This is a genomic window from Peribacillus sp. FSL P2-0133, from assembly GCF_037975445.1.
In the GTDB taxonomy this organism is placed as follows: domain Bacteria; phylum Bacillota; class Bacilli; order Bacillales; family DSM-1321; genus Peribacillus; species Peribacillus simplex_E.
Genome location: NZ_CP150254.1, coordinates 257,890 through 283,230 on the forward strand (window position 1 = coordinate 257,890; position 25,341 = coordinate 283,230).

Sequence of the window (25,341 nt, forward strand, 5' to 3'; positions counted from 1 at the left end):
GGCTAATATGTTAAGGGCATATTGATCAATTGTTGAATCAAGAAAGAGGGGATTCCTAATATAAGGAATCCCCTCTTTCTTTTTCTTTGTTACTTAACTGTTTTTTTCTTCTTTTTACCTATTTTCATTATAACTTCATATACTACCGGCACTATTACAAGTGTTAGCAATGTAGAACTCACAAGTCCGCCGATAACGGTAATTCCCAAACCTTGTGATATTAATCCACTGCCTTCCGCACCGATTGCCAGAGGTATTAAAGCGCCGATTGTGGCAAGGGCAGTCATCAGGATTGGACGCAGGCGGGTGGATCCTGCCTCGAGTAAAGCTTCCCTGGTAGATAGCCCGGATTCTTCATTCTTGATAACACGGTCCACTAAGACGATGGCATTGGTTACAACGATACCAATAAGCATTAGGACACCCATCATTGCTGAAACGCTGATGGTCTCACCTGCAACGAATAGCCCTGCCAATGCCCCGATTACCGTAAATGGTAAGGAGAAGAGAATGGCTATAGGTGCTAAACCACCATGGAAAGTAACGACTAGGACAAAGTATACGATAGCAACGGCCGCTAACATAGCGATACCAAGTTGAGTGAATGATTCTTGGATATCTTCCGTCACTCCGCCATAGTCTATAGAGACGCTTGCGGGAAGGTCTAATTTATCAACTTCCTTTTGTACCTCAGCTGTTACTGCTGCCACATCATCCGTTTTGATTGTTGCAGACACGTCGGCATAGATTTTTCCATCTCGGCGGCTGATTGTATCGGAAGCTTTGCCTTCTTCGATTTTCACAAGCTCTTTCAATGGGATTTCCATCCCCATTGGAGAAGAAATTTTCGTATTCTCAAGATCTTTTTTGTCTTCAAAAGTCGTTTCTTCTGTCTCGACATATACTTTGACTTCTTCTCCATCTTTCTTAATCGTAGTTATAGCATCATCTTTATTCGTATTGGCAATGGACATACCAATTTGTGCAGCTGTCAGTCCAAGGTCGCTTAGCTTTTCCTGGTCTGCAACTAGCGTATATTGCTCATAAGCATCGGAAAGACTTGTATCAACATCTTTTAAATCTTTATTTTTCTTCATGATATTTTGAATATCATCAATTACCGGTTCAATGTCTTTTTGTGTATTTCCGTAAACAAATAGAGTGGTTTCGTTGCTTGATGTTGACGTGAATTCTTGTTGTTTCCAAGTTCCAGGTGAATCAAGTTCAGTTAAATCCTTTATGACGGTTTCTTTTTTGTCCCCGAAATTTTCGGTGTCTTTATCATAGAGTACATAGAAGAGAGCCGAGTTACTCGAGCCGCCCATCATGCCGCCCATCATGCTTTCACCAAGTGTGTATTGAACGGTCTCCACATCGTCTTTATCCATGAAGTATTTTTCTACTTTTTCTGTTTGTTTTACAATATCCTCTTTTAACTCTCCAGGTGCGGGAGTGTAAGTGACGATGATCGTTTTTTCTTCATCTGCAGGCATGAAGCTGACACCGATGCTTGGGATTAGGAATAAGCTGCCGATCAATAATACAATGGCTGTACCGAAAGTGATCAATTTATGGTTTAACGACCAATCCAATGCTCTTCGGTAGAATGAAGATAGTTTGCTTGGTTTTTCTTCATGTGATTTTAATTCTTTTTTAGATAGTCCCTTTTTAAATAAAGAGTCTGCCATTGCCGGAACAAGTGTGATGGCAATTATTAATGAAGCGACTAATGCAAACACCATTGTTAAGGCGAATGGCATGAATAGTTCCCCAACAGGTCCTGTAACGCTTGCTAAAGGCAGGTATACGGCTACAGTAACGATTGTCGATGAAAGGATAGGGATGAACATTTCCTTAGTGGCCGACCGTATTAATTCGCCGCCTTTTAATTGTTCGCCTTTTAAAGCCATTCTTCTATAAATATTTTCAATGACGACAATGGAGTCATCGACGACTCGGCCAATGGCAACGGTCATGGCCCCCAGTGTCATGACATTCAATGAAATATCCATTTGTTTAAGCACCAAAAGGGCTGCTAACAGGGATAATGGAATCGAAATGACGGAAATGAGAGTCGTTTTAAAGTTCCTAAGGAACAGCATGATAACAATGACGGCAAACAGACAGCCGAAGAGTGCCTTGCTGATCATAGTTTCAACAGAATCTTTAATCGGTTGGGCTTGATCAAGCGTAGTGTGTACACTTACGCCTTTAAATTCTTCTTTGAAGTTCGAAACTTCTTCTTTTACGTCGTCTACGATTGCAACTGTATCGGCATCAGGCGATCTTGTAACCTGAATCCCAATCGATTCGCTACCGTTTGTTCTTGAAATCGATTCAGCCTTACCGGTGATTTTAACATCGGCAATGTCTGATAATTTGACGTTTTGCAGTTGGGCAGGACCAGTTGCCATTTCAGGAGATAATTGATTGGTTTCCGGTCCGGTTTGTGCTGGCGTACCTGTTTGAGAGCCGCCGGTTAAAGGTATCTTTATATTTTTCAGGTCTTTTAATGTGGAGATGTTTCCATCCACAACGATCGTTTTTTCTTTATCATCAAAGTTATATATCCCAAGAGGCATGTTGACATTTGCGGCCTGGATAACCTTCTTTACGGTATCTTCATCGAGCCCGTATTGAGCCATTTTTTCCTCGTCGAATACTAGGCTGCCTTCATTTACTTGTTGTCCGGAAATTGATACGGATGTCACGCCGTCAATTCCTTCAAGTTTAGGCACTAACACCTCTTCAACGTTTTTTGTAAGAGCTGGTAAATCAGAACCCTTATCTGTTACACTGAGTGCGACGACAGGAAAAGCGTTTAATTCTAATTTTGATACGCTTGGGTCATCCACTCCCTCAGGAAGTTCTAATTTCTCTAAAGCTTCTTTCACTTGTTTTACAGCGTCGTCCATATCCGTATCATAATCATATTGTAATTGGACGGAAGAGGCATTAGCCATGGAAGATGAACTGACTAATTCGACTCCTGGCAAATTTGTTACTTTCTGCTCAATCTGGTCTGTGAGCTTATCTGCTACTTCTTCAGGTGCAGCTCCAGGATATACAGTGGAGATGCTTATTAAAGGAGTCGAGATGCTAGGAATGGTTTCTTGTTTCATGTTTAAACCGGAGTATAAACCAGCTGCAACAATGATGATCGTAAGCAACCAGATTGCCAATTTATTCTTTAATGAAAATTTAATTATTGAATTCAAGCTTGCACCCTCCATACATAAAATTGTGACTACTCGGTCACAAATTTAAATATATAGTATATGGATTATGATTGCAACAGATAATATTCAGTAGTGTTAACGTTGTTATTTCAAGGGTTTTGGGATACAATTTGGAAGAAGTGACCCATTGGTCACCAACGGATAATTTTAAGAGATAGGATGAATTTGATGAAAGAAAAAAATAAGATGATCATAGATAAGTCTGTAGAGCTTTTCGCGGAGAAAGGCTATCATGCCACTTCCGTTCAGGAAATAGCTGAAAAATGTGGGATAGCAAAGGGGTCTTTTTATAATCATTTTAAATCGAAGGAAGAATTACTGGTCTCCATTTTTAAATTTTATTATGAAGCGTTGACGGATTCATTGCTTGATCTTGAACTGGATGCTTCATTGTCCAGTAAAGACAAATTCATGAGGCAGATCACCGTTCACATTGAGCATATGACGGGAAACACCAACTTGATTCAAATGATGATGCAGGAACAAATGGTTCATATCAGCAAAGAACTAGATAGATTTTTACATTATATCCATGAAGAGGGCTTGATTTGGTTCAAGCGTAAAATCATTGAGTTATACCCGGGACTTTCTGCTGATCTTTTGCCGGATTGCACCATAATTTTGGATTCCCTTTTCAAAGGATATATCGGAATATTGATCAGGAAACAAAATGCTTTCGATGTGGAATTGTTACCTAGCTTCATATTGAACCGGATGGATTCAATCATCGCAAGCCTGCAGAACATGGAAGATCCATTATTGAAACAATTTCCCTTACCAGGATGCTCGATGCGGGATATGAGCCCAAAAGAGGAAATCCATTCGATCATCGTCAGGATGCTGGAAGTGGAAACACGTAAGGAAGAGGGAATGGAACCAAATAAGAATACGGAAGCTTTAAAGGCGATCCAGGAAGAGTTTTCAAAAGTTAGGCCAAGCCCCATCATCTTGGAAAGCCTTTTGTTGTTTTTGGAAAAAAATGAAAAAAGAAGTCCGTTGAGTTCAAAGCTTATCTTAATGATGAAGGATTATTTGTTGAATATATGAAGGCATTACTGAAAGGGGCGTATAGCCTCTTTTTTCATTTGTTAATGAGTTTTAAAAGCGGGGGTTTAGGAAAAGTACTAGTGATGGGAAGAAGACATTCTTTCAATTGTCAGCATTAACAACAAATTAGTGTGGGGATTAAATTTGAAGGGAAGGGCTTATGTGTTTTTTTTGTATATTCATCCCTTATTTCTGCAATTGTTTCCAAAATAAGATAAAATATATGATGAAATATCATTTTTTGCAGGAGGACCACATATGGTGTACCAGGTCAGATTGTTAAAGGGCATTTTAGAGCCTTATCGGAGTCGTTATCAGCTGCAAAATGCAGAGGCAGTCACAAAGCTTGGATTGAAATTACTATTTTTATATTTTCTTAGTCTTATAGTATTCGCCATTGGGGGTTATTTTGGCATTGGTTCAGAATCATTTTCCAAAGAAATCACGACGATGAGTGCCAATGAATTCGAAGCAGCAAAGTTGCTGATTTTGAGCGGCAATATAATAACAGGCATACTCGCCCCTTCCATATACATATTTTTAGCAGCTCTATTCTTTTGGATCGTTACTGATATCCCATATATAAAATTGGTCATCGTTCAAATGATTCTTTTTGGTTTGCAGTTAGTGGAAAAAATATTACTGATTCCTCTATTCGTTTTAATGGATATAGGCAGCGATGCCAATCCTTTTTCATTGGGGATCATCAGTCAGTATTTTCTCAGAAGTGATTATTTCATTCACTTTTTCAGCGAAATCACCATTTTTCAATTTCTTATTATTGCTCTGCAATATTTTTATTTAAAGGAATTTTCAGAACGAAATAATTATTTGGTCCTTTTAATGATTGTTCTATTCTATCTGGCCACATGGTTTGTTAAAGCCTTTTTAGCATACATCCAAGTAGGCGTATTTGTATAAGGCGGGTGAAAAGAATGAGCGGAAAATGGAAAATAGCAGCGGTCTCGATCGCGTCGATAGTGTTAATAACCGTTAACATATACCTTCTTGAAAAAAAAGAAAGCAAAGTGGAACGAACTGTTTTCGTTGAAAACTGGACAAAGGTAAAAAAAGATACAATTACGGATACTATTCAAACAAATGGGGTAATTAAACCTGTAGAAGAGTATGATATCTATTTCGATACCAAGAAAAATGATTTTAAGAAATTCCTTGTAAAAGAAGGCGATGCGATTACGGCTGGCACCTCGTTGTTTGAGTATACGACGACCGAACTTGATGCGCTAAAAGCGGATTTAGAAGCGGAGAAAACGGCAGCTGAGGGAGAAATTGCAGGGATTGAAGAATACATAGGCAAGTTGAGGTCTTATCAAGGGACTCTGACCAGTGATTCTGGAAAAGCGGCCATTGATGAATCGGTGGAAAAAAACTTGAGTATTGATTTAACAACAAGCTCGACGGATCTTATTAAAAGTAACATTGAGCAAGAAATGTACAAGCAGGAACTGGAAAAAAACAGTTTGAATGAAAAAGTGAAAATGCTTGACGCTAAATTAAGTTCAATTGAGGAGCAGTCCAATGCGATCGTGACGACGAGCGAGGGTGATGGTGTAGTTAAAAATATTAATAAAAACCTGAATAATCCCATCATATCCATTGTTTCTACAAATATGGCAATTGAAGGGTATTTCACCGAAGAGGAAATGAAAAAGGCTGATGTGGGCATGACTATAAAAGCAAGTTCCTCTGATTCAAAAAAGACATTGAAAGGAACGATAGGCCGTATCCATTCCTATCCAGCTGAAGAGCCGTCGTTAAAAAAAGATAACAGATTTCCATTTCAGGCTTTAATAGAACCGGAAGGCGAAGAAACGGAACCTTTATTGGTGGGATCCAAAGTGTATCTTACAGTAATAACCAATGAGAAAGCCGGTGTACCCTCCGTTCCCATAGAGGCGGTACATTACCAAAAACAGCCTTATATTTACAAATTGACTAAAAAAGGATATGTGGATAAACATTACATTACAAAAGGGCTTAAAGCAGAAGGAAAGCAAGAAATCATAAAGGGACCGTCGGTAGGTGACGTCATCCTGTTGAAGCCGGATGTGGCAGTGAAGAACCATTCTAATTTTATTACTCCGATTCAATTTGAAAAAGTGAAAGTTGCAACTTATAAAAAATTCACCTCTAGGGAAAAAGTAAGATATCTGTTACTTGGCATTTTGGAAAAATAACTGTTCCTTCAACAAGAGAGGTGATGTCAAATTATTTAGTAATTATATCAATATAACTTGTGTGATTGAAAAATGGGAAGAGTAATTATAGATAAAATAGCCATTAATACAGAATATTCAGACATATTTAAAGATTTTTTCTAGAACGGATGCGAATAAATATTTACAGATTATCATTTTTAGTATAATATTTTATTATAAGTTAACTCGCTTAATCTTATTCCAAGAACGGGGGACCCATTTTTGTGGATTTTATCCGCTAGGGGTGAATTCAGAAATGAAAGGGCTTTGTGTTTCCAATTCCTAACCCGACAGCTAACCTCGTCAGCGTCTTTAAGGGAACATGTGTGAATATTCACGCCAATAAGAAATCGACACATGAAGTGTCTTTTTTTTCGGCGTAAAGACAGAGTTTTTCAAAAAAAGAAAAATTACTTTCTTTTATTAGTATCTTGTTTCCCTTACCGAGACAAAAATGTTTTTGCATCAAAGACTTTATGGAAGGTGAGGAAAGTAAATGAAGAAATTCAAATTAAGTTTAGCTAGCCAAATTTTCATTGGTTTAATTTTAGGGATTATCGTTGGTGCCATTTTTTATGGTAGTGAGGCGGCCCAAAACTTTTTACAGCCATTCGGAGACATTTTCCTACGAATGATTAAAATGATTGTAGTACCAATCATTGTGTCAAGTCTTATCGTTGCAGTTGCAGGTGTAGGCGATTTAAAATCAGTAGGTAAACTTGGAGCTAAATCAATATCATACTTTGTTGTAGTAACTATGATAGCGATTGCTGTTGGTTTAATTTCAGCGAATATCATCCAGCCTGGTGTTGGTGTAAATATGGACAAGCTAGAACAAACTGATATTTCTACCTATGTTGATACAGCAGAAACTAAGCAACATGAATCGTTCGTAGATACAATCGTAAACATTGTGCCATCCAATCCAGTTAAAGCCATGGTAGAAGGCGATATGCTAGCGATCATTTTCTTCTCCGTGTTGTTTGGACTTAGTATTGCGGCCATCGGTGAAAAGGGTAAACCAGTATTCCGTTTCTTCCAAGGTGTAGCTGAAGGAATGTTCTACCTAACTAACATGGTCATGAAATTCGCTCCTATCGGTGTATTTGCACTAATCGGTGTGACGATCTCCAAGTTCGGTTTGGAATCTTTAATTCCGCTAGGAAAGTTAGCGCTTTCTGTATACGGAACAATGATTTTCTTTGTAATAGTCATTCTTGGTCTTATTGCGAAATTTGTCGGATTCAATATCTTTACTTTGATTAAACTTCTAAAAGAAGAATTGATTCTTGCTTTCTCTACTGCAAGTTCAGAAGCGGTTCTTCCGAAAATCATGGAAAAAATGGAGAAAGCGGGATGTCCGAAACATATTGCTACATTTGTTATTCCGACTGGATACTCCTTTAACCTTGATGGTTCTACATTATACCAAGCATTAGCAGCTATCTTCATCGCTCAAATGTACGGAATCGATTTAAGCGCGTATGAACAAATTACGCTAATGCTAGTGTTAATGATCACGTCCAAAGGGATTGCCGGTGTACCGGGTGTATCTTTCGTAGTTCTTTTAGCGACATTGGGAACTGTCGGTATTCCTATTGAAGGTCTAGCATTTATTGCCGGTATCGACCGTATTCTTGATATGGGACGTACAGTAGTAAACGTTATCGGTAATTCACTTGCAGCTATCGTCATCTCTAAATGGGAAGGTCAATTCAACCCTCCTTCCAAAAAAGAATTAGAGCAAGTTTCTTAATATAAAAAATCCAGAGTGAAATGTCACTCTGGATTTTTTTTTTTTGAATTAAAAATGCGCTTTCTCTTCCGATTGACGATCCAGAAGCTGCAATCGGAAGAGAAAGCGTTGACATCATCGTTTTCATGGAATAATTCACTATGGTAGAAGCTCTCGATGGATGTAAACCCTGTATCCTTCATTCGAGTCGAGTAGGGATATGGAGGTAACTGTTTCTTGAAGCGTCTTTCCGGATAATCAAAATATACCCAAGCTCATAAAGCCTTGCATTTTGTTTACCTCCACACCGAATCATTTCCTCTTGTTCCCAGAAGTTTAGATGATTTTCGTTTTTATCAAGGTCATGTGTTGCATCGCCAAGGATAAAGGGTATGTCCCCGTTATATTCATGGCTATTTTTTCGGCTTCACTAAGCATGTCAGGAGATAGATTGATTCCCGTTATATTATGGAATCCTTTTTTATATAGTGCGAAGGTAGTTCTTCCTGTACCGCATCCATATCAAGGATTGCATTATCCTGATATAAACATTTTTCGAATGCATATTTTTCTGATTGCCATAGACCTAATCTTTTAGTTGCATCAGGGGAAGCGTTCCTGTGAAAAGAATAAATGATAAAAGCTTTTTTAACTTTATCCATGATCAATTCCTCAAATTCGATATTTTTTACTGTAATAGGGATGTTTATTTGGGTTAATATGGATTTTGTGTTTCGCATTATTTACACGATGCTGATGATGATTAATATTGAGGGCTATATAACTTACGTGAAAACCCAAAAGTTTGATAAAATAACATTATTGATTGAAAGCTCGGAGGGGGTCAGGTTATGAAGAATGATAGCAATGATATCTTATATATGTATATGCAGGCTTCCGAAAGGTTTGTCCTTTTTAATGGACTCAATTTTCGTGAATTCGTCTATTCGCTGCCATATACCCTGGATTCCATCTTATTATTGAAACATCAATTCGATGGTGGGGAATACAATTTGAATGTCCTGCTTGAGAGCGCTTCATCTGAGGATATTGCGAAGCTCGTTAAAGAAAATGTTCGGGCATATGGAGATTTCTGTTGGGTCGATTTTGAAGAGGCGGAAGGACTGGATGAATTGGATGGAAGGGAATTAGCGGAACTTTTATATTTAGGACACGCTAAAACCCATCTGAGTCCCCCGTTTTTCCGTAAATTGAATAATCAATTTGTGTACCTTGCCCAGGATGATGGCTGGTTCAATAAAATTTATTTTCGTTCTCTTTCGACATTTTATATGATGTTAGGAAGCCTGATTCCGCAAAAGCTGGAGCCATTAAAAGTAGAGAGGACATGGCTTGGAATCAGAAAGAAAAAAGAGCTGACGGCGATTCCAGCAGAAATCATTTCTTCCTTGGCTCATATTCTGGCAGAGGGGCTCGCTTTTTCCTTTCGGGATGTTAAGTATACAAGAACGAAAATTGAGATACCTGCATGGATCGTAGGGGATTATTTAAATATGGATGAGATGCATGATGACTTTTCGGATAGAGATATTAATGAACCCGATGCCTTTATTATCTTCAATCGAAAAGAAAAGGTATGGGAAAGCGTTATTAAAAATACATCATCCTCCTGATGATCCTAACTTCCGAGGTTCGTGGATTGGATTATTTGACATCCTCGAATTTTTTAGGGTAAGACTTACCATCTCATGCATAAAAGATAAGAGAGGGCGACCCACAGGAGGTGGCGGTTTTATCCTGTGTTCCGCTTATAGTAATCATTGGAAAAGCACCAATGATGGAAGTTTCGCTTTACCCCGCATTAACAGGCTGTAAGGGAAGCGGATGGCAAATGTAATGAAAAAGAAATGTGGTGGGCCAACAAGCCTGTAAATGCCCGATTGCGACGTACAGGATGTGCTAGCACAGGTGTTGCCACAGGACGTGGCGGTTTTAACCTGTGTTCCGCTTATGGTAATCATTGGAAAAGCACCAATGATGGAAGTTTCGCTTTACCCCGCATTAACAGGCTGTAGGTCAGGCGGATAGATGATGTAACAAAAAAGAAATGTGGAGGTCTAACAGCCTGTAAATGCCCGATTGGCTCAACTAACCATCATTGGTAAAGCTCGAATGATGGAAGTTTCGCTTTATCCGTTTTAGTGTAAAGTGATACAATGAACATGGTTAAAAGAATATTGGAGGGTAATAACTCATGAAAACTAAACTTGGTTTGCTTTATGGTGGAAAATCTGCGGAGCATGAGGTTTCTATGCAGACGGCTTTAGCGGTCATTAAAGCTCTCGATTTAGCAAAGTTTGATATATATCCGATTTACATAACAAAAGAGGGTTCATGGATTAATGGACCAAAGTTAACAGGACCTGCTGAGAATGTGGAGGCTTTGACATTTTCACCGGATAAATCGAGCTCGCCTCTTGCCTTGCAGGCACATTCAACTGATGAAAATAGTGAATCAACAGGGTATGACGTAATTTTCCCATTGCTTCACGGACCAAATGGAGAAGATGGGACCGTACAAGGGATGCTGGAACTATTGAACCTTCCTTATGTAGGAAATGGCGTTTTAGCTTCATCAGCAGGAATGGATAAGGTCATCATGAAAAACATTTTTGCCCAGGCGGGACTTCCGCAAGTGAAATACACTTGGTTCATTCGGTCCGAATGGGAGAAGAATACTGAAAGTGCCATTAAAAAGGTAGCGGATGAATTGGGGTACCCTTGTTTTGTCAAACCTGCCAATTTAGGCTCGAGTGTCGGTATCAGCAAATGTAATGATGCTGATGAACTGGAAAAAGCGGTAGCGGAAGCTTTTCAATTCGATCGGAAGATCATCATTGAAGAAGGGGTCGTTGCTCGTGAACTAGAGTTTGGTATTCTCGGTAATGATGAACCGTCTTGTTCAGTGGCAGGCGAAATCATCCCTAAGAAGGATTTTACCTTCTATGATTATTCAGCAAAATATGTAGACGGTAATTCAGCAATGGTCATTCCAGCGGAGATATCGGAAAGCGAGTATGCAACTTTATCCGAAATGGCCATTACTGCCTTTAAGTCATTGGATTGCTCTGGATTGGTTCGCGCTGATTTCTTCTTAACTCATGAGGGGCAAATCTATATTAATGAAGTGAATACAATGCCTGGGTTTACTCCTTTCAGCATGTTTCCGTTATTGTGGAAGCACACAGGTGTCGACTATCCAGCGCTAATTGAAAAACTCGTGAAACTTGCCTTGGAACGTCATCAGGAAAAACAACAAATCAAATATACAGTTTGATCATGCAAGTAATGTAGCAGTAAACTTCACAATCTATCAAACGTTGATTTGATGGATTCCAATCAGCAGGAACCGGTGCAATTTAAACTGGTTTCTGCTTCGTTTGGTTATTGGAAGTAGAGAGCGATTAATGGTTCGATGAATGTAGGAGGAACAAAATGATAAAGAGAACGGTAAAACAAGTACATGAAATGGCAGAGGGATTAAATGATATCAGTCCATTCCAGTCCAAAGGAATTAATGGGGTTACCATCGATTCAAGAACGGTTAAGGAAGGATGTTTGTTCATTCCGCTTAAGGGTGGGCAGGTTGACGGCCATCAGTATGTCAAGCAAGCTTTAGCGCAAGGAGCTGCTGCTTCTTTTTGGCAAAGGGATGTTCCGAATCCTCCTAATGATTTACCGATAATCATTGTCGAAAATACCGAGAAAGCGCTTCAGCAATTGGCGCGTTCTTACCGTCAGCAGTTGAATATAAAAGTCATTGGGATAACAGGAAGCAACGGTAAGACGACAACGAAAGATATGACGGCTGCGTTGCTGGCCACTACCTATAAAGTCCATAAGACCATTGGAAACTTCAATAATCATTTAGGGTTACCACTAACGGTGCTTTCTATGGAAGAGGATACTGAAGCGGCTGTTTTGGAAATGGGAATGAGCAGCCGCGGTGAAATTGAGTTCTTATCAAAAATGACAAAGCCTGATGTAGCGATCATTACCAATATCGGTGAATCACACTTATTGGATTTAGGATCACGCGAGGAAATCGCGAATGCAAAGTTGGAAATTGTCGAAGGTTTGGCGAAAGATGGGACGCTGATATATCATGGTGATGAACCATTGCTTCGCAATCGTATAAAGGATTTCCCTGATTTAAACGTAATATCTTTTGGACGTACGGAACAAAATGATTTATATCCACAGACCATAAGCCAAGGGGCAGACAGTACCGAGTTTACAATCGCAAGTGGTGAAAAGGAGATCAATTATGAGATACCCGTATTAGGCAATCATAATGTTCTTAATGCATTGGCTGCCATCTTGGTTGCTAAAGAATTCAATGTGGATGATTCATCGATCCGTAAAGGTCTGTCAACCATTCAGTTAACTAATATGAGGATGGAATTGGTCGAAGGCGCAAAAGGGCAGAAAATCATCAATGATGCGTATAATGCCAGTCCAACTTCAGTTAAGGCAGCAGTGGAGTTGGTTGAGGGATTATCTGGATTCGAGAAAAAGATCCTTGTATTGGGAGACATGTTGGAGTTAGGGCCACAGGAAAAAGACTTTCATTTGAAAATTGGTGAATTGATTTCCAATGAGCGGATTGATAAGATCTTCACGTTTGGTCCTTTAGCCGAGTTTATTGCCAAGGGAGCGAGTAAGTCTTTTTCATCGGAGCAGGTTCGTCCTTTTCAAGATAAGCAGGAGCTTATAGAGGAACTTAAGTCTTCTACACAGGGAAATGACATCATTCTCGTTAAAGCATCCAGGGGCATGAAGTTGGAGGAAGTCGTTCAAGCCCTGCAAAAATAAAAAGCGTAGAAAGTTGGCCGTTTCTTTTTGAAACGGCCTTTTTTCATCGTACCTAAAAAAGTGTCCCTGCAATAATGCAGATGTCATCGCTAATCACTGAATGCCTCATCCTTGAGACCAAAAGTTCCTGAAGAAGGTCATTTGTATCGAGATGGACATTTTCCATGAATTCCCTCTCGATATTGTCAGACCGGTCAAAGGCGGAAGAAATGGGCGTTTTAGAGAGTCCATCTGTATAGATGATGAAACGGCTTCCCGGTTCATAATGAAAGACTATTTTTTTAATGGGCAATTCGGGAATCAGTCCGCTTGGGGTGGCCCCTTCGTTTAAATTGAGAATTTGGTTGGTGCATGGGGAATACAAAAAGGCTGAAGGAAGTCCGTAGTTCACATATTCGATGAGTCGATCCTTTGTATTCACATATGCTATGAAAGCTGTAATGCGAGCATGGTTTTTGTTTTCCCGATTAATTCCTTGAAATAGGCCCCGCATATGTTTGTCCAGTTCCTCTGTTATGAAAATGGGGTCTTTTACACGTTTGATTAGGTCGGGCATCATAGTCCGTATGGACATGTTTATAAGTGCTGTATGGATGCCCTTTCCGAATACATCGATCATTATGAAGCCGTATATCCTGTCATCAACCTCCGTCCAGTAAAATAAATCCCCTGACAGTTCACTCGAAGGCTGGGAAAGACCTTTGACCTCTATATCTTCATTATTGATCGACAAAGGTAAATTTGAAAGTTGAATGCCCTTTGCAATTCGCAGGCTCCTTGCTGATTTTTGGTGTATCTTTTCAAGCTCTTGCCCCTTCATTTTTGCCGAAAACAGTTGCATGCTGATGTTTTTGAGTGATTTTAATTTAATCCTGACTTCTACTGAATCGGCAGGGACCGCCATGGTTTCATAAAATGTCTTTTCTGGTAAAGCCGAGGGTGTCTCCATTCCTAAAGCGCGTTTGAAAATGAATAAGATAGGGATTTCGTGAGATTCAGCTAAGGCAAACAAAGAAGTTTGCTGCCAAGAATCTTTTGATATGTGTAAAGGTAAAATAAATAATGATTTCATTAAGTCCGTTGAATCCTTGAATAGATGACTTTGATTGAGTGGATCCTCCAAAAAGGTGACATTCTTGTTCATTTTCTTTAAGATTCGACCAAAATCCTTACATAAAGGAACATCTATTGTGAATATATTCATATAACCCCCCGTTGTTTTGTTGATAGGTCAATCATACTGCATTTAGACTTATTTACTATATTTTTTGAGTGAAAAGTTGGAATTTTCGAAAATCAAATGATTCCATATACCTGGCAATTCAAAGTGGATTCTTAATAAGCCCTTTCTTTTTCCAACGGGGGTAACCGTGGATGGTGGCCATTCATTCGAACTAATCCTTCCTGAAAAATGTTTGTTGAAACTATTTGATTTAAACACATATCATGTATAGATGTTCGTTTTGCAAAGCATATAAATGGATACAGTAAGTGGTTGGAATCGTCTCATCCTAAAACAGGACTAGGTTACTGAAATCCTCATAACTGGATTTCTGAAACCGACTGGAACGTTCTTTAAAGGGAAAAACCGTAGGTAAACTCGCTTTCTTCCGAATTTGTCTGCAGTCTTAAATCCACTTACGCATGAATGGATTTAGTAACTAAGGTAATCCTAGTGATGAATAAATCAGGCTGCACAATTATCAAGTGGGACTATCCAATTTCCTCGTTTTTGAAACGATCTAAAGTTTTTAGTAACTCTGAATGGGGCGATATCCTTTATTGCATTAACAGTTTGAAAATGGTAATATGAGTATGAGTTTAAATGTCTTATCATTGATGATTATTTAAATTAATCAGGTTGAGGCAACAAAATTGTATGTTCTTACATGTTTCATGAGTTCATTCTTGAGATTATTTTAGATTAAATAGGCCGCGCGTCTGGTCATATATAAAAGCTGCATCTCTTGGCGGCTTTAGTAGCTATTAGGGAATCAAGCCGCATTTAAGCGCTTTTCCACTTCTGCAAATCCTCAACGCACCGGGCCTGTTTTGTATAAGAATCTTGGCTCTCGTCAAGTTTTGTTCATACAGCCTTTTTAAGTCTGATGAATAATAGGTGCAGCAGCCCTCACCTGAATAAAACGGTCAAACACCCGTTTATGCTACTTTTAATTTTCCATATTGAATTTAATTTTGGTTACATGTACTTTTAAAAAGATGAGCGTATGTTAATGATAAGTCTACACGTGCGCGAAAATAAAAATGCCGGTGAATGTTCGTACTGGTATATTTCCTTTTTAAAAAATCATATTGAGTTCATTTGAACTAAAAGGCAGACATACTTTTAGGTGATAATGATAAACTTTTTATAAGAGATAAAGAAGAACATCCGTCATGATGATGAGGATTTGAACTAAAACATCTGTGCATGATCCATGAATGCACGTGTAAATTTACGATATAAAAAGGAGTACGAAAACATTGACATTGTTTAGCGAATTAGGATTAGATAGAACGTCCATGAAATCAATAGAAAAAATGGGATTTGAAGAAGCGAGCCCGATTCAATCCCAAACGATACCTCTAGCACTTGAAGGTAAAGATATCATTGGTCAAGCGCAAACAGGAACAGGTAAAACAGCGGCATTCGGTATTCCATTGATGGAAAACATCGATATTAATAACGAAAACGTGCAAGGGATCGTCATTGCACCTACACGTGAGCTTGCCATTCAAGTTTCCGAGGAACTTTTCAAGCTTGGTTACGGAAAACGCGCTCGTGTACTTGCGGTTTATGGTGGACAAGATATCGACCGTCAAATCCGTGCTTTAAAGAAAAAACCACATATTATCGTTGGTACGCCTGGTCGTCTTTTAGACCATATCAAACGTAAAAATATTAAATTAGGCGGAGTTCACACTGTAGTTCTTGATGAAGCGGATGAAATGCTTAACATGGGATTCATTGAGGATATCGAATTGATCCTTTCAACGGTACCTGATGAAAGACAAACATTGCTTTTCTCAGCTACAATGCCTGATCCAATCCGTAAAATTGCTGAAAGATTCATGCAGGAACCCGTTCTTGTACGTGTAAAAGCAAAAGAAATGACAGTGGATCGTATCGAACAATATTACTTGGAGTTAAAAGAAAGTGAAAAATTCGATACACTTGCACGCCTTTTCGATATTCAAACACCGGATCTAGCCATCGTCTTCGGACGTACGAAACGCCGTGTAGATGAATTGGCATCTGCATTGAATATCCGCGGTTATATGGCTGAAGGCATTCATGGTGACCTTAGTCAGGCAAAACGCCTTTCTGTATTGAAAAAGTTTAAAGACCGCAGCATCGATGTACTCGTTGCTACTGATGTGGCTGCACGTGGACTAGATATTTCCGGCGTTACTCACGTATACAACTTTGATATCCCTCAAGATCCGGAAAGCTACGTTCACCGTATTGGACGTACAGGACGTGCGGGTAAACATGGTATTGCCATTACGTTTGTAACACCAAGAGAAAGAGGCCAACTGCATGCAGTTGAACATACAACGAAAAAACGTATGGAGAAACTTAAGACTCCTACGTTAACTGAAGCGTTGGAAGGTCAACAAAAAGCAGTAACGGAAAAAATCCTTAATACAATCGAGAATGAGGATTTAACATTATACCTTGGTCAAGCGGAAGAATTATTACAAAAACATAGCGCAGCGGACTTAGTTGCAGCCATGCTTAAGTCAATGACAAAAGAACCGGATCAAACGCCTATCAAGTTAACGGAAGAATCTCCATCTCCAATGCGTCGCAATCGCGGTGGCAGCAGTTCTTCTGGTAACAGACAGCGCAATGGCCGCAGTTCTTCAGGCAGAAAAGATTACGGTAGCGGATCAAGTAAACGCCCGAGCACGAACCGTAAATCGAATGGTTACGGAAACCGCAGCACAAGCCAAAAAAGAGAAAAAACAAATAAGATTTAATTGAATTGGAAATGCCGCTCATTTGAGCGGCATTTTTTTGTGTGCATCTTCATAATTCATATGGTTTCCGAATGGCTGACGGTTGGATGGATGGACTGCTCAAAGCATTGTTTGAAAAGGGGTTAATTTCCAGCAATTAATTATAGTATAATGGATGAAAGCGAAGGATGGAGGATGAGGTTCATTAAAATTACCTGTCCGGAAGAGGAGAAGCACATGGAACCTGAAAATCGTATATCGAATAAGGCCTTGACCGTATGGAAAATCAGTGGTCTTATAAGCTCTTCAATAACTTGGATTATAAGCATCGCCGTACTCGTGCTTACAATCATTTTTGATTGGACATATTGGGTGTTTGGAGCGTTGATCATGATTTCGATAATCCAATCCTATCTGGCCATTTTTCTGATTCCATCGGTGAAATGGAAGAGATGGCGTTACGAAGTAAGAAATACCGAAATTGATATCCAAAGTGGTATTTTCGTCATTAAAAGAACACTCATACCCATGATTAGGGTTCAGCATGTTGAAACGAAGCAAGGGCCATTATTAAGGAAATACGATTTAGCCTCCGTTGAAATTTCAACTGCAGCGACCCTTCATGTCATCCCTGCCCTGGACCTAGCAGAGGCAGATGAATTGCGGCACTATATTTCCAGGATGGCAAGTGTGGAGGAAGAAGATGTTTGAACCTAAAAGGCTGCACCCCATAGCTGTATTGCTTAACATTATAAAATCGATTAAGGAGTTAGTCATCCCTTTTTTGTTAGTGGTCGTCATTCCTGGGAAGAATGAAGGAATTCCTGGATGGATACAACCGCTGGTCATAGCCATTATTATACTTTTTATTATAGGTAATGCATTCCTTCAATGGTTACGCTTTACATATCGCGTGGAAGAGGGAGAATTCAGAATTGAGTCCGGGGTATTCGTAAGGAAGAAACGGTATATAAAGTTTGATCGGATTCATAGCATAGATATTTCAGAGGGCATCATCCAGCGGATATTCAGCCTGGTGAAGTTGAATATTGAAACGGCAGGCGGGTCTCAGGCTGATGCCGTATTATCAGCTATAAGCAAAAGTGATGCAGATCGAATCAATGCTTTTATTAGTGAGGAAAAAAATGCGAATAATCCTTTTGATATAGATAAAGATGAAGTAGCGGATAATGATTATGCTGCAAAATCGTCTTCTGTTTTTAAGCAGACGCTGCCGCAACTATTCGTTATGGCTGCCACTTCGGGAGCGGTAGGTGTCTTCCTATCTGGAGCAATCGCATTTATTTCACAGTTCGATGAAATGATACCTTTTGAGAGGATATTTAAGGATTATGAAGATTTTATTGAAATGGGGACCATCATTCTGACCTTGTTTGCCCTAGTTGCTTTATTGGTGGTTTATGTACTGGCCACATTAAGCATGGTAATTAAATATGCTTCCTTTACCGTGATAAAAACGGATGAGGAAATCGTTATTTCCAGAGGGCTTCTCGAGAAAAGACAGCTGACAATCCCTGTCCATAAAATACAAGGTATTCGGATCATGGAGAATTTGATTCGAAAGCCATTGGGATTGGCGACGGTTTATATTGAGTATGCGGGAGGCAGTGTGGAAGATAAAGAAAGTCTATCGATCATGCTGTTCCCTTTAATCAGGAAGAAGCATTTACATGAAAAAATCCTGGGAATTTTACCGGTTTATGAAACAACCACTGAGATGACACCGATACCTAAGCGTGCACTTTCCCCGTATTTGTTTCGTAAGTTTCTATACCACATCCCGATCATAGGTGCCTTGGTATGGTTTTTCAGACCTTGGGGTTATCTTTCCCTTTTGCTTGTACCGTTGGCGATTTTTTGGGCTTACATGCAATATAGGGATGCAGGATGGAGCATAGAAGGGAATTTGTTGCTATTGAGCAGCCGTTTTTTCTCAAAGCAAACATTAATCATGCAGAGAAGCAGAATTCAATCAATCACATATAAAAAAAGTTGGTTTCAGAATCGAAAAGAATTAGCTACGATTTCAGCATCGATTAAATCAGGAATCACTTCCAGGGTCGGCGTGGTTGCTGATGTGGAAGAAAAGGATTGCCTAATAATTAAATCATGGTATTTACCTAAAAAAAGCAGTCGACTCCCAATGATTTAAAGGAAGAGTCGGCTGTTTGTCCTACCATTTTTTTCTTAAGTATAATGGAGCTGTTAAAAAGCCGGTTGCCAGTCCAGCCAAATGACCGACAACGTTGATCTGCGGTTGAATGAAAGTCATGATAACGGCAATTCCGGTCAGTGTATATACTGTATTTCTTTCGTTGTTCGTAAAATTGGTTTTATTGAACAGGACAAGATATAGAAAGAATCCGAGTAAACCAAAAATTGCTCCGCTAGCACCTACGTGGTTATATGTCAGTGGGTTAATTAGGAAGGTTGCGATATTGGCAAGGAGCCCTGTCGATAAAAAGAAGATTGAAAACTTGACGGTGCCAAGTAATTTCTCTAGGAATGGACCAAAGATGGCAAGGGAGAATCCATTAAACAGTAAATGTGTAAACGTGCTATGTAGAAAGATGGGGGTGATTAAACGCCACCATTGTCCATCAGCGATGTATAAGTTAACACCTGTGCCATAATAAAAGAGTACATTGCCGGGAAATGTGGGGAAAAGGACGAGAACGAATACAATCATCATAATGAGTATGAGCACAGTTACAGCTCGATATGAATTTGCGTATTCGCGGAAGCCTTCTGTTCTTGTAAACATAAATTCCTCCTTATTATCGTTTTTAATTAGATACAATATTATCATTTTCAGGTAAAAGAGTCCTCCTAATGATATGCAACCTATTAAATGAATAGAAGAGGTGTAAAAGTGATTAAAGGTATAGGCGTGGACATTACTGAGTTGGATAGAATGGAAACATTGATTAATCGGCAACCCCGTTTAAAGGAGCGTATATTAACAGAAAGTGAAATCTTGATTTTCGAAAAGTTAAATGGAAGAAGGAAGGTCGAGTATTTTGCTGGGCGTTTTGCGGCAAAGGAGGCTTTTTCAAAAGCGAACGGTACAGGGATCGGTAAGCACTTATCCTTTTTGGATATTGAAATCATCTCGGATGATAAAGGAAAGCCGGTGATTTCGAAGCCGTTTTCTGAAGGGGTCCATCTTTCGATTAGCCACAGCAGGGATTATGCGGTTGCGCAAGTCGTAATCGAAGGGTGAATGGAGTTTTGTCCAATCGGGTCATAAACCTTAAGGTTGTCTCATATACATTTAGTGCTATAGGGAGACAAGGCCCGGTAAAAGGTACATGGCAGAGTAGGTGCTCTCGAAAAGTTTTTAGTCGGATCTTAGAATTAGTCCGTGTCTAAAATACTGAGGAATCTAAGACATCAGTCGAGCCAATGTCCGGATCCTGCCTTTTCCTCTCCCTTTTACGTTCAAATGACAAAAAGGGGTTGAAAAGATGAAGAAGATGGTAATGCTTTTTGCAGGGATCATGCTCTTGCTTGCTCTTTCTGCTTGCGGCCAAAAATCACAGAGTGACGTAGTGAGTGAATTGAATGAGAAGCTTGGCGAAATGAAAGGATATAAAGCTAACGCGAAGATGACATTAAAGATGGGGACGGAACCTCAAGTGTATAATGTGGAGATTTGGCATAAGGACCCCTCTTTTTACCGCGTGAATCTGAAAAATGAAGAGAAGGATCAAAGCCAGATGATATTGAAAAATGATGATGGTGTATATGTTTTGACGCCAGCTTTGAATAAAAGTTTTAAATTTCAAAGCGAGTGGCCGGAGAACAGCAGTCAGGCCTATTTGTTCGAGTCGTTGGTGAAAGACATTACGGAAGATAAAAGTGCGACATATAAAGAAACGGATAAACATTATGTCTTTGAAACGAAAACGCGCTACCAAAACAATAAAATGTTGCCATATCAAGAGATTACTATAAACAAAAAGGATTTATCTCCAGTCAGTGTGAAAGTTATGGACCCCGATAAGACTGCATTGGTTCTTGTTGAATTCTCAAAAGTTAAATTCGATACGACTTTTGATAAAGATTCATTTGATATGAAGAAAAATATGACAAGTGCACAACTTGAAGCTCCTGTTATGGCAGAAGTCCAAAATGAGGGGTTTGCGGTGAAATACCCTGAAAATATTGGTGATATGAATTTAACGGAAGAAAAAGAAATTACGACGGAAAAGGGAGAACGAGTCGTTTTGACCTATGAGGGTACAAAAAGTTTTACATTGGTACAGGAAAAAGCTGAGGTGGTTCAAACATCCGTTTCGACGAATGTGAATGGAGAACCGGTTGATTTGGGTTATACTGTCGGAGCCATGACAGGAAATACGATTGCATGGACTTTTGAAGGTGTCGATTATATGCTTGCATCAAAGGATCTGAAACAGGAAGAAATGATAGAAGTCGCCCGTTCGGTTGGGGAAGATCCAGTCAAATAGGATTACATAACAAGCTGATGTTTCCCGTCTCCTTATGAAGGTTTCTTCTAGGTAGGATAGGCGGGGAAGCAGCTTGTTGACATTTTTAATCCTTCCATTTGATTTAGGCTGGCAGCTGGGTAAATTAGAATCAAGGTGAAAAAGCACTTTATATTTCTAGCGGTTGGTTATAGAATGGTCCTATAATGAAACGAAAACTTCGCTACTGGGAAGAATCTTATTGTGAGTGTAGGAAAGAAGGAAAAGGTCTTGGAAACGAAAACATTTCATCGAGATACATGGGCAGAAGTAAATTTGGATAATATTTTTGAAAATATTTCTTCAATGAAAAAAAGTCTAAGAAAAGGTGTTAGTCTTTTCGCTGTCGTTAAAGCGAATGCTTATGGACACGGGGACTATGAAGTGGCTAAAACGGCGCTTGAAGCGGGGGCAGATTTTTTAAGTGTCGCTTTTTTGGATGAAGCTCTCGCCTTGCGGAAAAAGGGAATATTGGCTCCGATTCTTGTACTTGGGGCATCGAGGCCTGAAAGTGCAGCTCTTGCTGCCGAGTATGGGATTTCCTTGACGGTTTTCGATGTAGCATGGTTGGAGAAGGCAAAGGATTTGTTGAAACCGGGACAAGTTTTGCAAATCCATGTAAAAGTGGATAGCGGCATGGGGAGAATCGGCATTCGAGATAAAGGCCAACTCATGAAAGTGGAAAGTTTGCTTGAGAGGGAAGCTTGTTTCAATTTCCAAGGGATATTCACTCATTTCGCGACGGCGGATGAAATAAAGACTGACTTTTATGAAGCGCAGCTTGCTTTCTTTAAAGGGATGCTTTCCGAATTGACCAGAAAGCCGGAATATGTTCATGCAGCCAATAGTGCAGCTTCTTTAAGGTTCACCGATCCTGAATGGAATGCAATAAGAATGGGGATTTCCATGTATGGTTTGAGTCCTTCCATGGAGATGAAGCCGATATTGCCATTTCCATTAAAACAGGCTATATCATTGAGAACGAAGATGGTCGCGGTTAAACAGCTTGCCAAGGGTGAAAGCGTTAGTTATGGGGCGACTTATACGGCTGAAGGTGATGAATGGATTGGGACTTTGCCAATCGGTTATGCTGACGGCTGGATCCGTAAGCTGCAAGGTCAGGAAGTTCTTGTGGATGGAAAAAGAGTGCCCATAGTCGGAAGGATTTGCATGGATCAATGCATGATCAAGCTTCCTGGACCATACCCTGTAGGAACAGAGGTTACATTAATGGGGAATGATGGGGATGAATCAATCACTGTCGATGAGATAGCGGCAAAACTGGAGACGATCAACTATGAAGTAACATGTATGATAGGAGCAAGAGTGCCCCGCATATATATTAAAGACAATCAGGTGAATCATGTACGCAATTTCATCCTGGAATGACCGGATTGTAAAAAAATCCTAAGATTGTGAATAAGATTTCCTTTATTATGCTGATAATAAGATTTAGAATAGAATATACTCTTTGCAGATAGGCAATTTAATGGTAATATTGAAAAGGATATATAATAAAGGTGTGTAGTGATGGTGGAGGTGTATGTTTGTGTCTGAATCCAGCGCAACAAGAGAGATATTAATTCGATTACCTCAAAATTTTTTAACAGAGTTAGATGGGTATGCGAGTGAGGAAAATGTGAATCGCAGTGAATTTATTTATCGTGCCACAAAAATGTATCTTCGCGAACGTAAAAAGAAAGAGTTTCGTGAATCGATGAAACGCGGTTATATTGAAATGGCGGCCATTAATTTGACGATTGCTTCTGAAGCCTTCCAGGCTGAATTTGAGGCTGGTCATTGCGTTGAACGATTAGTTAGCGGAGGCTGAGCCATTGATTGTTGTTAAGCGTGGTGACGTATACTTCGCAGACCTTTCCCCGGTGGTTGGTTCAGAGCAGGGTGGGACCCGTCCGGTACTAATTTTACAAAACGATATTGGTAATCGCTTTAGTCCGACTGTGATCGTGGCAGCCATTACAGCTCAAATTCAAAAAGCGAAATTGCCTACACATGTTGAGATTAATGCAAAAAAGTACGGATTCGAGCGGGATTCCGTCATTTTATTAGAACAGATCCGGACAATTGATAAGCAGCGTTTAACTGATAAAATTACGCATCTTGACGAACCGATGATGCAAAAAGTCAATGAAGCTTTGCAAATTAGTTTAGGCCTCATTGAGTTTTAAAGAAAATTTTTCCCGTTAAACCGGGCGTTATTATAATACAAATCATTCTTGATGCTATTTTAGATGACACGATTCCTCCAAATGTGGGAATCGTGTTTTTTTTTGTGAAATAACATGAATATATGTCCAAAAAGTATCAGCAGGAAATATGAAAAAATTGACGAATAAAAACATTATACAGTTAGATATTGGATCGAACGTTCATTGTTTTTATAGTATCTCCTTAACTTTTCTTTAATTGATGTTTTTCTTACCTGAATTTTGGGTATGTAGTTATGTTGTAAATACCTAAAAAAAGCAAAAGTGTAGTAGGGAAACTCGAAGAAAATCCAGATGGGAATAAGATTACAGTTAGTTAACATCCTTGTGACGAGGACAGGGAAACATAGCGATTGTGTTAGAATGGGAGGATATTATGAATCAATTGGTTTACGATTTTATTAAGCAAAATCAAGATTACATCCTTACTGAGTGGATGGGCATCATGAAGGAAAGTACGGACGAAAGATTAATTAAAGTCGTCTCAGATCGAATGTTCACGCAAACGAGCAGTGAATTTATAGATATGATCATCACGAACGTTGATAGTAAAAACAAGGAATTCACATTGAAGCTTTCTGATTTTGCCGAGAAAGTCGTCCAATTGGGATGGCCTCTTACTTTCGTCAATGAAGGACTTCATAAATTCACTTTAATTGTCATTAATGGCATGGTGGAAAAGGGTCTGGTTACTCCTGATAATCAAGTCAACCTTGTTAACCATTTGGATAAATGGGCCACACCGATAAATAATGAAATAGTCAATATATATACTCAAACTTGGGAAAGAACGGTTTCCATGCAAAAAATAGCGTTGCAAGAACTTTCGGCTCCGCTCATTCCTGTATTGGAAGGCATTACTGTAATGCCGCTGATTGGTACGATTGATACGGAACGTGCCAAACAGATAATGGAAAACCTGTTGACTGGCGTGGTTAAGCATAGATCTGAAGTTGTACTTATTGATATAACGGGCGTGCCGGTCGTGGATACCATGGTTGCCCATCATATCATTCAAGCTGCGGAAGCGGTCCGATTGGTGGGCGCCAAATGTATACTTTGCGGCATCCGCCCTGAAATAGCCCAAACCATCGTTAATCTTGGAATTAATTTAAATGAAGTGATTACAAAAAATACGTTGAAAAAAGGAATAGAAGTTGCGTTGGAATTAACGAGCCGTAAGATCGTAAAGGTGGAGGGATAAGTATGAGGATTCCGATATTAAAGCTTTATGACTGCTTGTTAGTCTCTATACAGTGGGAATTGGATGATGTGACAGCCCTTCAATTTCAAGAGGATTTACTGCATAAGATTCATGAAACAAGCGCAAATGGCGTTGTTATAGATATTACCTCAATAGATTTTATTGATTCTTTTATCGCAAAGGTATTAGGCGATGTCTTTAGCATGTCTAAGCTTATGGGGGCCAAAGTTGTAATTACGGGGATCCAGCCAGCTGTTGCAATAACATTAATTGAACTGGGAATTAGTCTAGAAGATGTTCTGACAGCATTAGACTTAGAGAAAGGCCTGGAGAAATTACAACAGGAATTGGGGGATTAA

General features: G+C 39.4%; 21 protein-coding genes, 1 pseudogene and 1 riboswitch. Of the genes and pseudogenes, 17 read left to right on the forward strand and 5 right to left on the reverse strand.

The genetic code is table 11. The features are described from left to right. Positions 1-89: 89 nt before the first annotated feature. Positions 90-3,218 carry an efflux RND transporter permease subunit gene (locus MKY17_RS01370; protein WP_098372161.1) on the reverse strand — a complete coding sequence of 1,043 codons (3,129 nt, stop codon included), beginning with the start codon at positions 3,216-3,218 and terminating at the stop codon, positions 90-92. A gap of 189 nt (positions 3,219-3,407) precedes the next feature. On the opposite strand from MKY17_RS01370, the gene MKY17_RS01375 reads away from it, so the two are divergent. The 4 genes from MKY17_RS01375 to MKY17_RS01390 all read left to right on the forward strand — a co-directional run bounded on the left by MKY17_RS01375 (position 3,408) and on the right by MKY17_RS01390 (position 8,261). Continuing rightward, a complete protein-coding gene (locus MKY17_RS01375) occupies positions 3,408-4,286 on the forward strand; it encodes a TetR/AcrR family transcriptional regulator (protein ID WP_179891096.1) in 879 nt (292 codons plus the stop codon). A 258-nt stretch (positions 4,287-4,544) separates the two neighbouring features. After that, complete coding sequence (locus tag MKY17_RS01380; RefSeq protein ID WP_098372163.1) at positions 4,545-5,207, forward strand: hypothetical protein; 663 nt, start codon at positions 4,545-4,547, stop codon at positions 5,205-5,207. Positions 5,208-5,221: 14 nt separating this feature from the next. Further along, a complete protein-coding gene (locus tag MKY17_RS01385; RefSeq protein WP_098372164.1) occupies positions 5,222-6,484 on the forward strand; it encodes an efflux RND transporter periplasmic adaptor subunit in 1,263 nt (420 codons plus the stop codon). A 198-nt stretch (positions 6,485-6,682) separates the two neighbouring features. Then, positions 6,683-6,829: riboswitch (cyclic di-AMP (ydaO/yuaA leader) on the forward strand. Positions 6,830-7,001: 172 nt separating this feature from the next. Next, the gene (locus MKY17_RS01390; protein WP_098372165.1) at positions 7,002-8,261 is read left to right on the forward strand and encodes a cation:dicarboxylase symporter family transporter; all 1,260 of its coding nucleotides are present in this window, start codon (positions 7,002-7,004) and stop codon (positions 8,259-8,261) included. Positions 8,262-8,576: 315 nt separating this feature from the next. Here the strand turns inward: MKY17_RS01390 and MKY17_RS01395 are convergent. Next, positions 8,577-8,712 (reverse strand): annotated as a pseudogene (locus tag MKY17_RS01395) (hypothetical protein); the annotation flags it as partial. Next, positions 8,702-8,902 carry a hypothetical protein gene (locus MKY17_RS01400; RefSeq protein ID WP_098372166.1) on the reverse strand — a complete coding sequence of 67 codons (201 nt, stop codon included), beginning with the start codon at positions 8,900-8,902 and terminating at the stop codon, positions 8,702-8,704. The gene MKY17_RS01400 and the pseudogene MKY17_RS01395, both read right to left, overlap by 11 nt. Positions 8,903-9,091: 189 nt before the next feature. Here MKY17_RS01400 and MKY17_RS01405 point away from each other — a divergent pair, with 189 nt between their 5' ends. From MKY17_RS01405 to murF, 3 genes are all read left to right on the forward strand, one after another. Next, on the forward strand, positions 9,092-9,874 hold the full coding sequence (locus MKY17_RS01405) for a hypothetical protein (protein WP_098372168.1): 783 nt from the start codon (positions 9,092-9,094) through the stop codon (positions 9,872-9,874). Between the two features lie 581 nt (positions 9,875-10,455). Then, complete coding sequence (locus MKY17_RS01410; RefSeq protein ID WP_098372169.1) at positions 10,456-11,538, forward strand: D-alanine--D-alanine ligase; 1,083 nt, start codon at positions 10,456-10,458, stop codon at positions 11,536-11,538. A gap of 158 nt (positions 11,539-11,696) precedes the next feature. After that, positions 11,697-13,076 (forward strand): UDP-N-acetylmuramoyl-tripeptide--D-alanyl-D-alanine ligase, encoded by a 1,380-nt coding sequence (gene murF / locus MKY17_RS01415; RefSeq protein WP_339201241.1) that lies wholly within the window; start codon positions 11,697-11,699, stop codon positions 13,074-13,076. Between the two features lie 52 nt (positions 13,077-13,128). Here murF and MKY17_RS01420 read toward each other — a convergent pair whose 3' ends face one another. Beyond that, a complete protein-coding gene (locus MKY17_RS01420; RefSeq protein ID WP_339201242.1) occupies positions 13,129-14,280 on the reverse strand; it encodes a PP2C family protein-serine/threonine phosphatase in 1,152 nt (383 codons plus the stop codon). 1,280 nt (positions 14,281-15,560) lie between these two features. On the opposite strand from MKY17_RS01420, the gene MKY17_RS01425 reads away from it, so the two are divergent. The 3 genes from MKY17_RS01425 to MKY17_RS01435 all read left to right on the forward strand — a co-directional run bounded on the left by MKY17_RS01425 (position 15,561) and on the right by MKY17_RS01435 (position 19,212). Then, positions 15,561-17,060 carry a DEAD/DEAH box helicase gene (locus MKY17_RS01425; protein ID WP_179891097.1) on the forward strand — a complete coding sequence of 500 codons (1,500 nt, stop codon included), beginning with the start codon at positions 15,561-15,563 and terminating at the stop codon, positions 17,058-17,060. Positions 17,061-17,276: 216 nt separating this feature from the next. Continuing rightward, positions 17,277-17,750 (forward strand): PH domain-containing protein, encoded by a 474-nt coding sequence (locus MKY17_RS01430; protein WP_098372182.1) that lies wholly within the window; start codon positions 17,277-17,279, stop codon positions 17,748-17,750. Beyond that, positions 17,743-19,212 (forward strand): PH domain-containing protein, encoded by a 1,470-nt coding sequence (locus MKY17_RS01435; RefSeq protein ID WP_339201243.1) that lies wholly within the window; start codon positions 17,743-17,745, stop codon positions 19,210-19,212. Before MKY17_RS01430 ends, MKY17_RS01435 begins: the two co-directional genes overlap by 8 nt. Positions 19,213-19,233: 21 nt before the next feature. Here the strand turns inward: MKY17_RS01435 and MKY17_RS01440 are convergent, their stop codons facing one another. After that, on the reverse strand, positions 19,234-19,824 hold the full coding sequence (locus MKY17_RS01440) for a rhomboid family intramembrane serine protease (RefSeq protein WP_144553806.1): 591 nt from the start codon (positions 19,822-19,824) through the stop codon (positions 19,234-19,236). A 108-nt stretch (positions 19,825-19,932) separates the two neighbouring features. Here MKY17_RS01440 and acpS point away from each other — a divergent pair, with 108 nt between their 5' ends. The 7 genes from acpS (at position 19,933) to MKY17_RS01475 (ending at position 25,341) form a co-directional block, all read left to right on the forward strand. Further along, positions 19,933-20,283 (forward strand): holo-ACP synthase, encoded by a 351-nt coding sequence (acpS, locus tag MKY17_RS01445; RefSeq protein ID WP_053537119.1) that lies wholly within the window; start codon positions 19,933-19,935, stop codon positions 20,281-20,283. Positions 20,284-20,527: 244 nt separating this feature from the next. After that, entirely contained in the window at positions 20,528-21,532 is a 1,005-nt protein-coding gene (locus tag MKY17_RS01450) for an outer membrane lipoprotein carrier protein LolA (RefSeq protein ID WP_098372174.1), read from the forward strand. A 222-nt stretch (positions 21,533-21,754) separates the two neighbouring features. Then, positions 21,755-22,939 (forward strand): alanine racemase, encoded by a 1,185-nt coding sequence (alr, locus tag MKY17_RS01455; RefSeq protein WP_286177108.1) that lies wholly within the window; start codon positions 21,755-21,757, stop codon positions 22,937-22,939. 160 nt (positions 22,940-23,099) lie between these two features. Next, a complete protein-coding gene (locus MKY17_RS01460) occupies positions 23,100-23,381 on the forward strand; it encodes an antitoxin EndoAI (protein WP_034306380.1) in 282 nt (93 codons plus the stop codon). Positions 23,382-23,388: 7 nt separating this feature from the next. Beyond that, positions 23,389-23,739, forward strand: coding sequence for a type II toxin-antitoxin system PemK/MazF family toxin (locus MKY17_RS01465; RefSeq protein WP_034306610.1), 351 nt, complete (start codon positions 23,389-23,391; stop codon positions 23,737-23,739). Between the two features lie 415 nt (positions 23,740-24,154). Beyond that, positions 24,155-24,982, forward strand: coding sequence for an RsbT co-antagonist protein RsbRA (locus MKY17_RS01470; protein ID WP_048682050.1), 828 nt, complete (start codon positions 24,155-24,157; stop codon positions 24,980-24,982). Positions 24,983-24,984: 2 nt separating this feature from the next. Beyond that, positions 24,985-25,341, forward strand: coding sequence for an STAS domain-containing protein (locus MKY17_RS01475; RefSeq protein ID WP_076373142.1), 357 nt, complete (start codon positions 24,985-24,987; stop codon positions 25,339-25,341).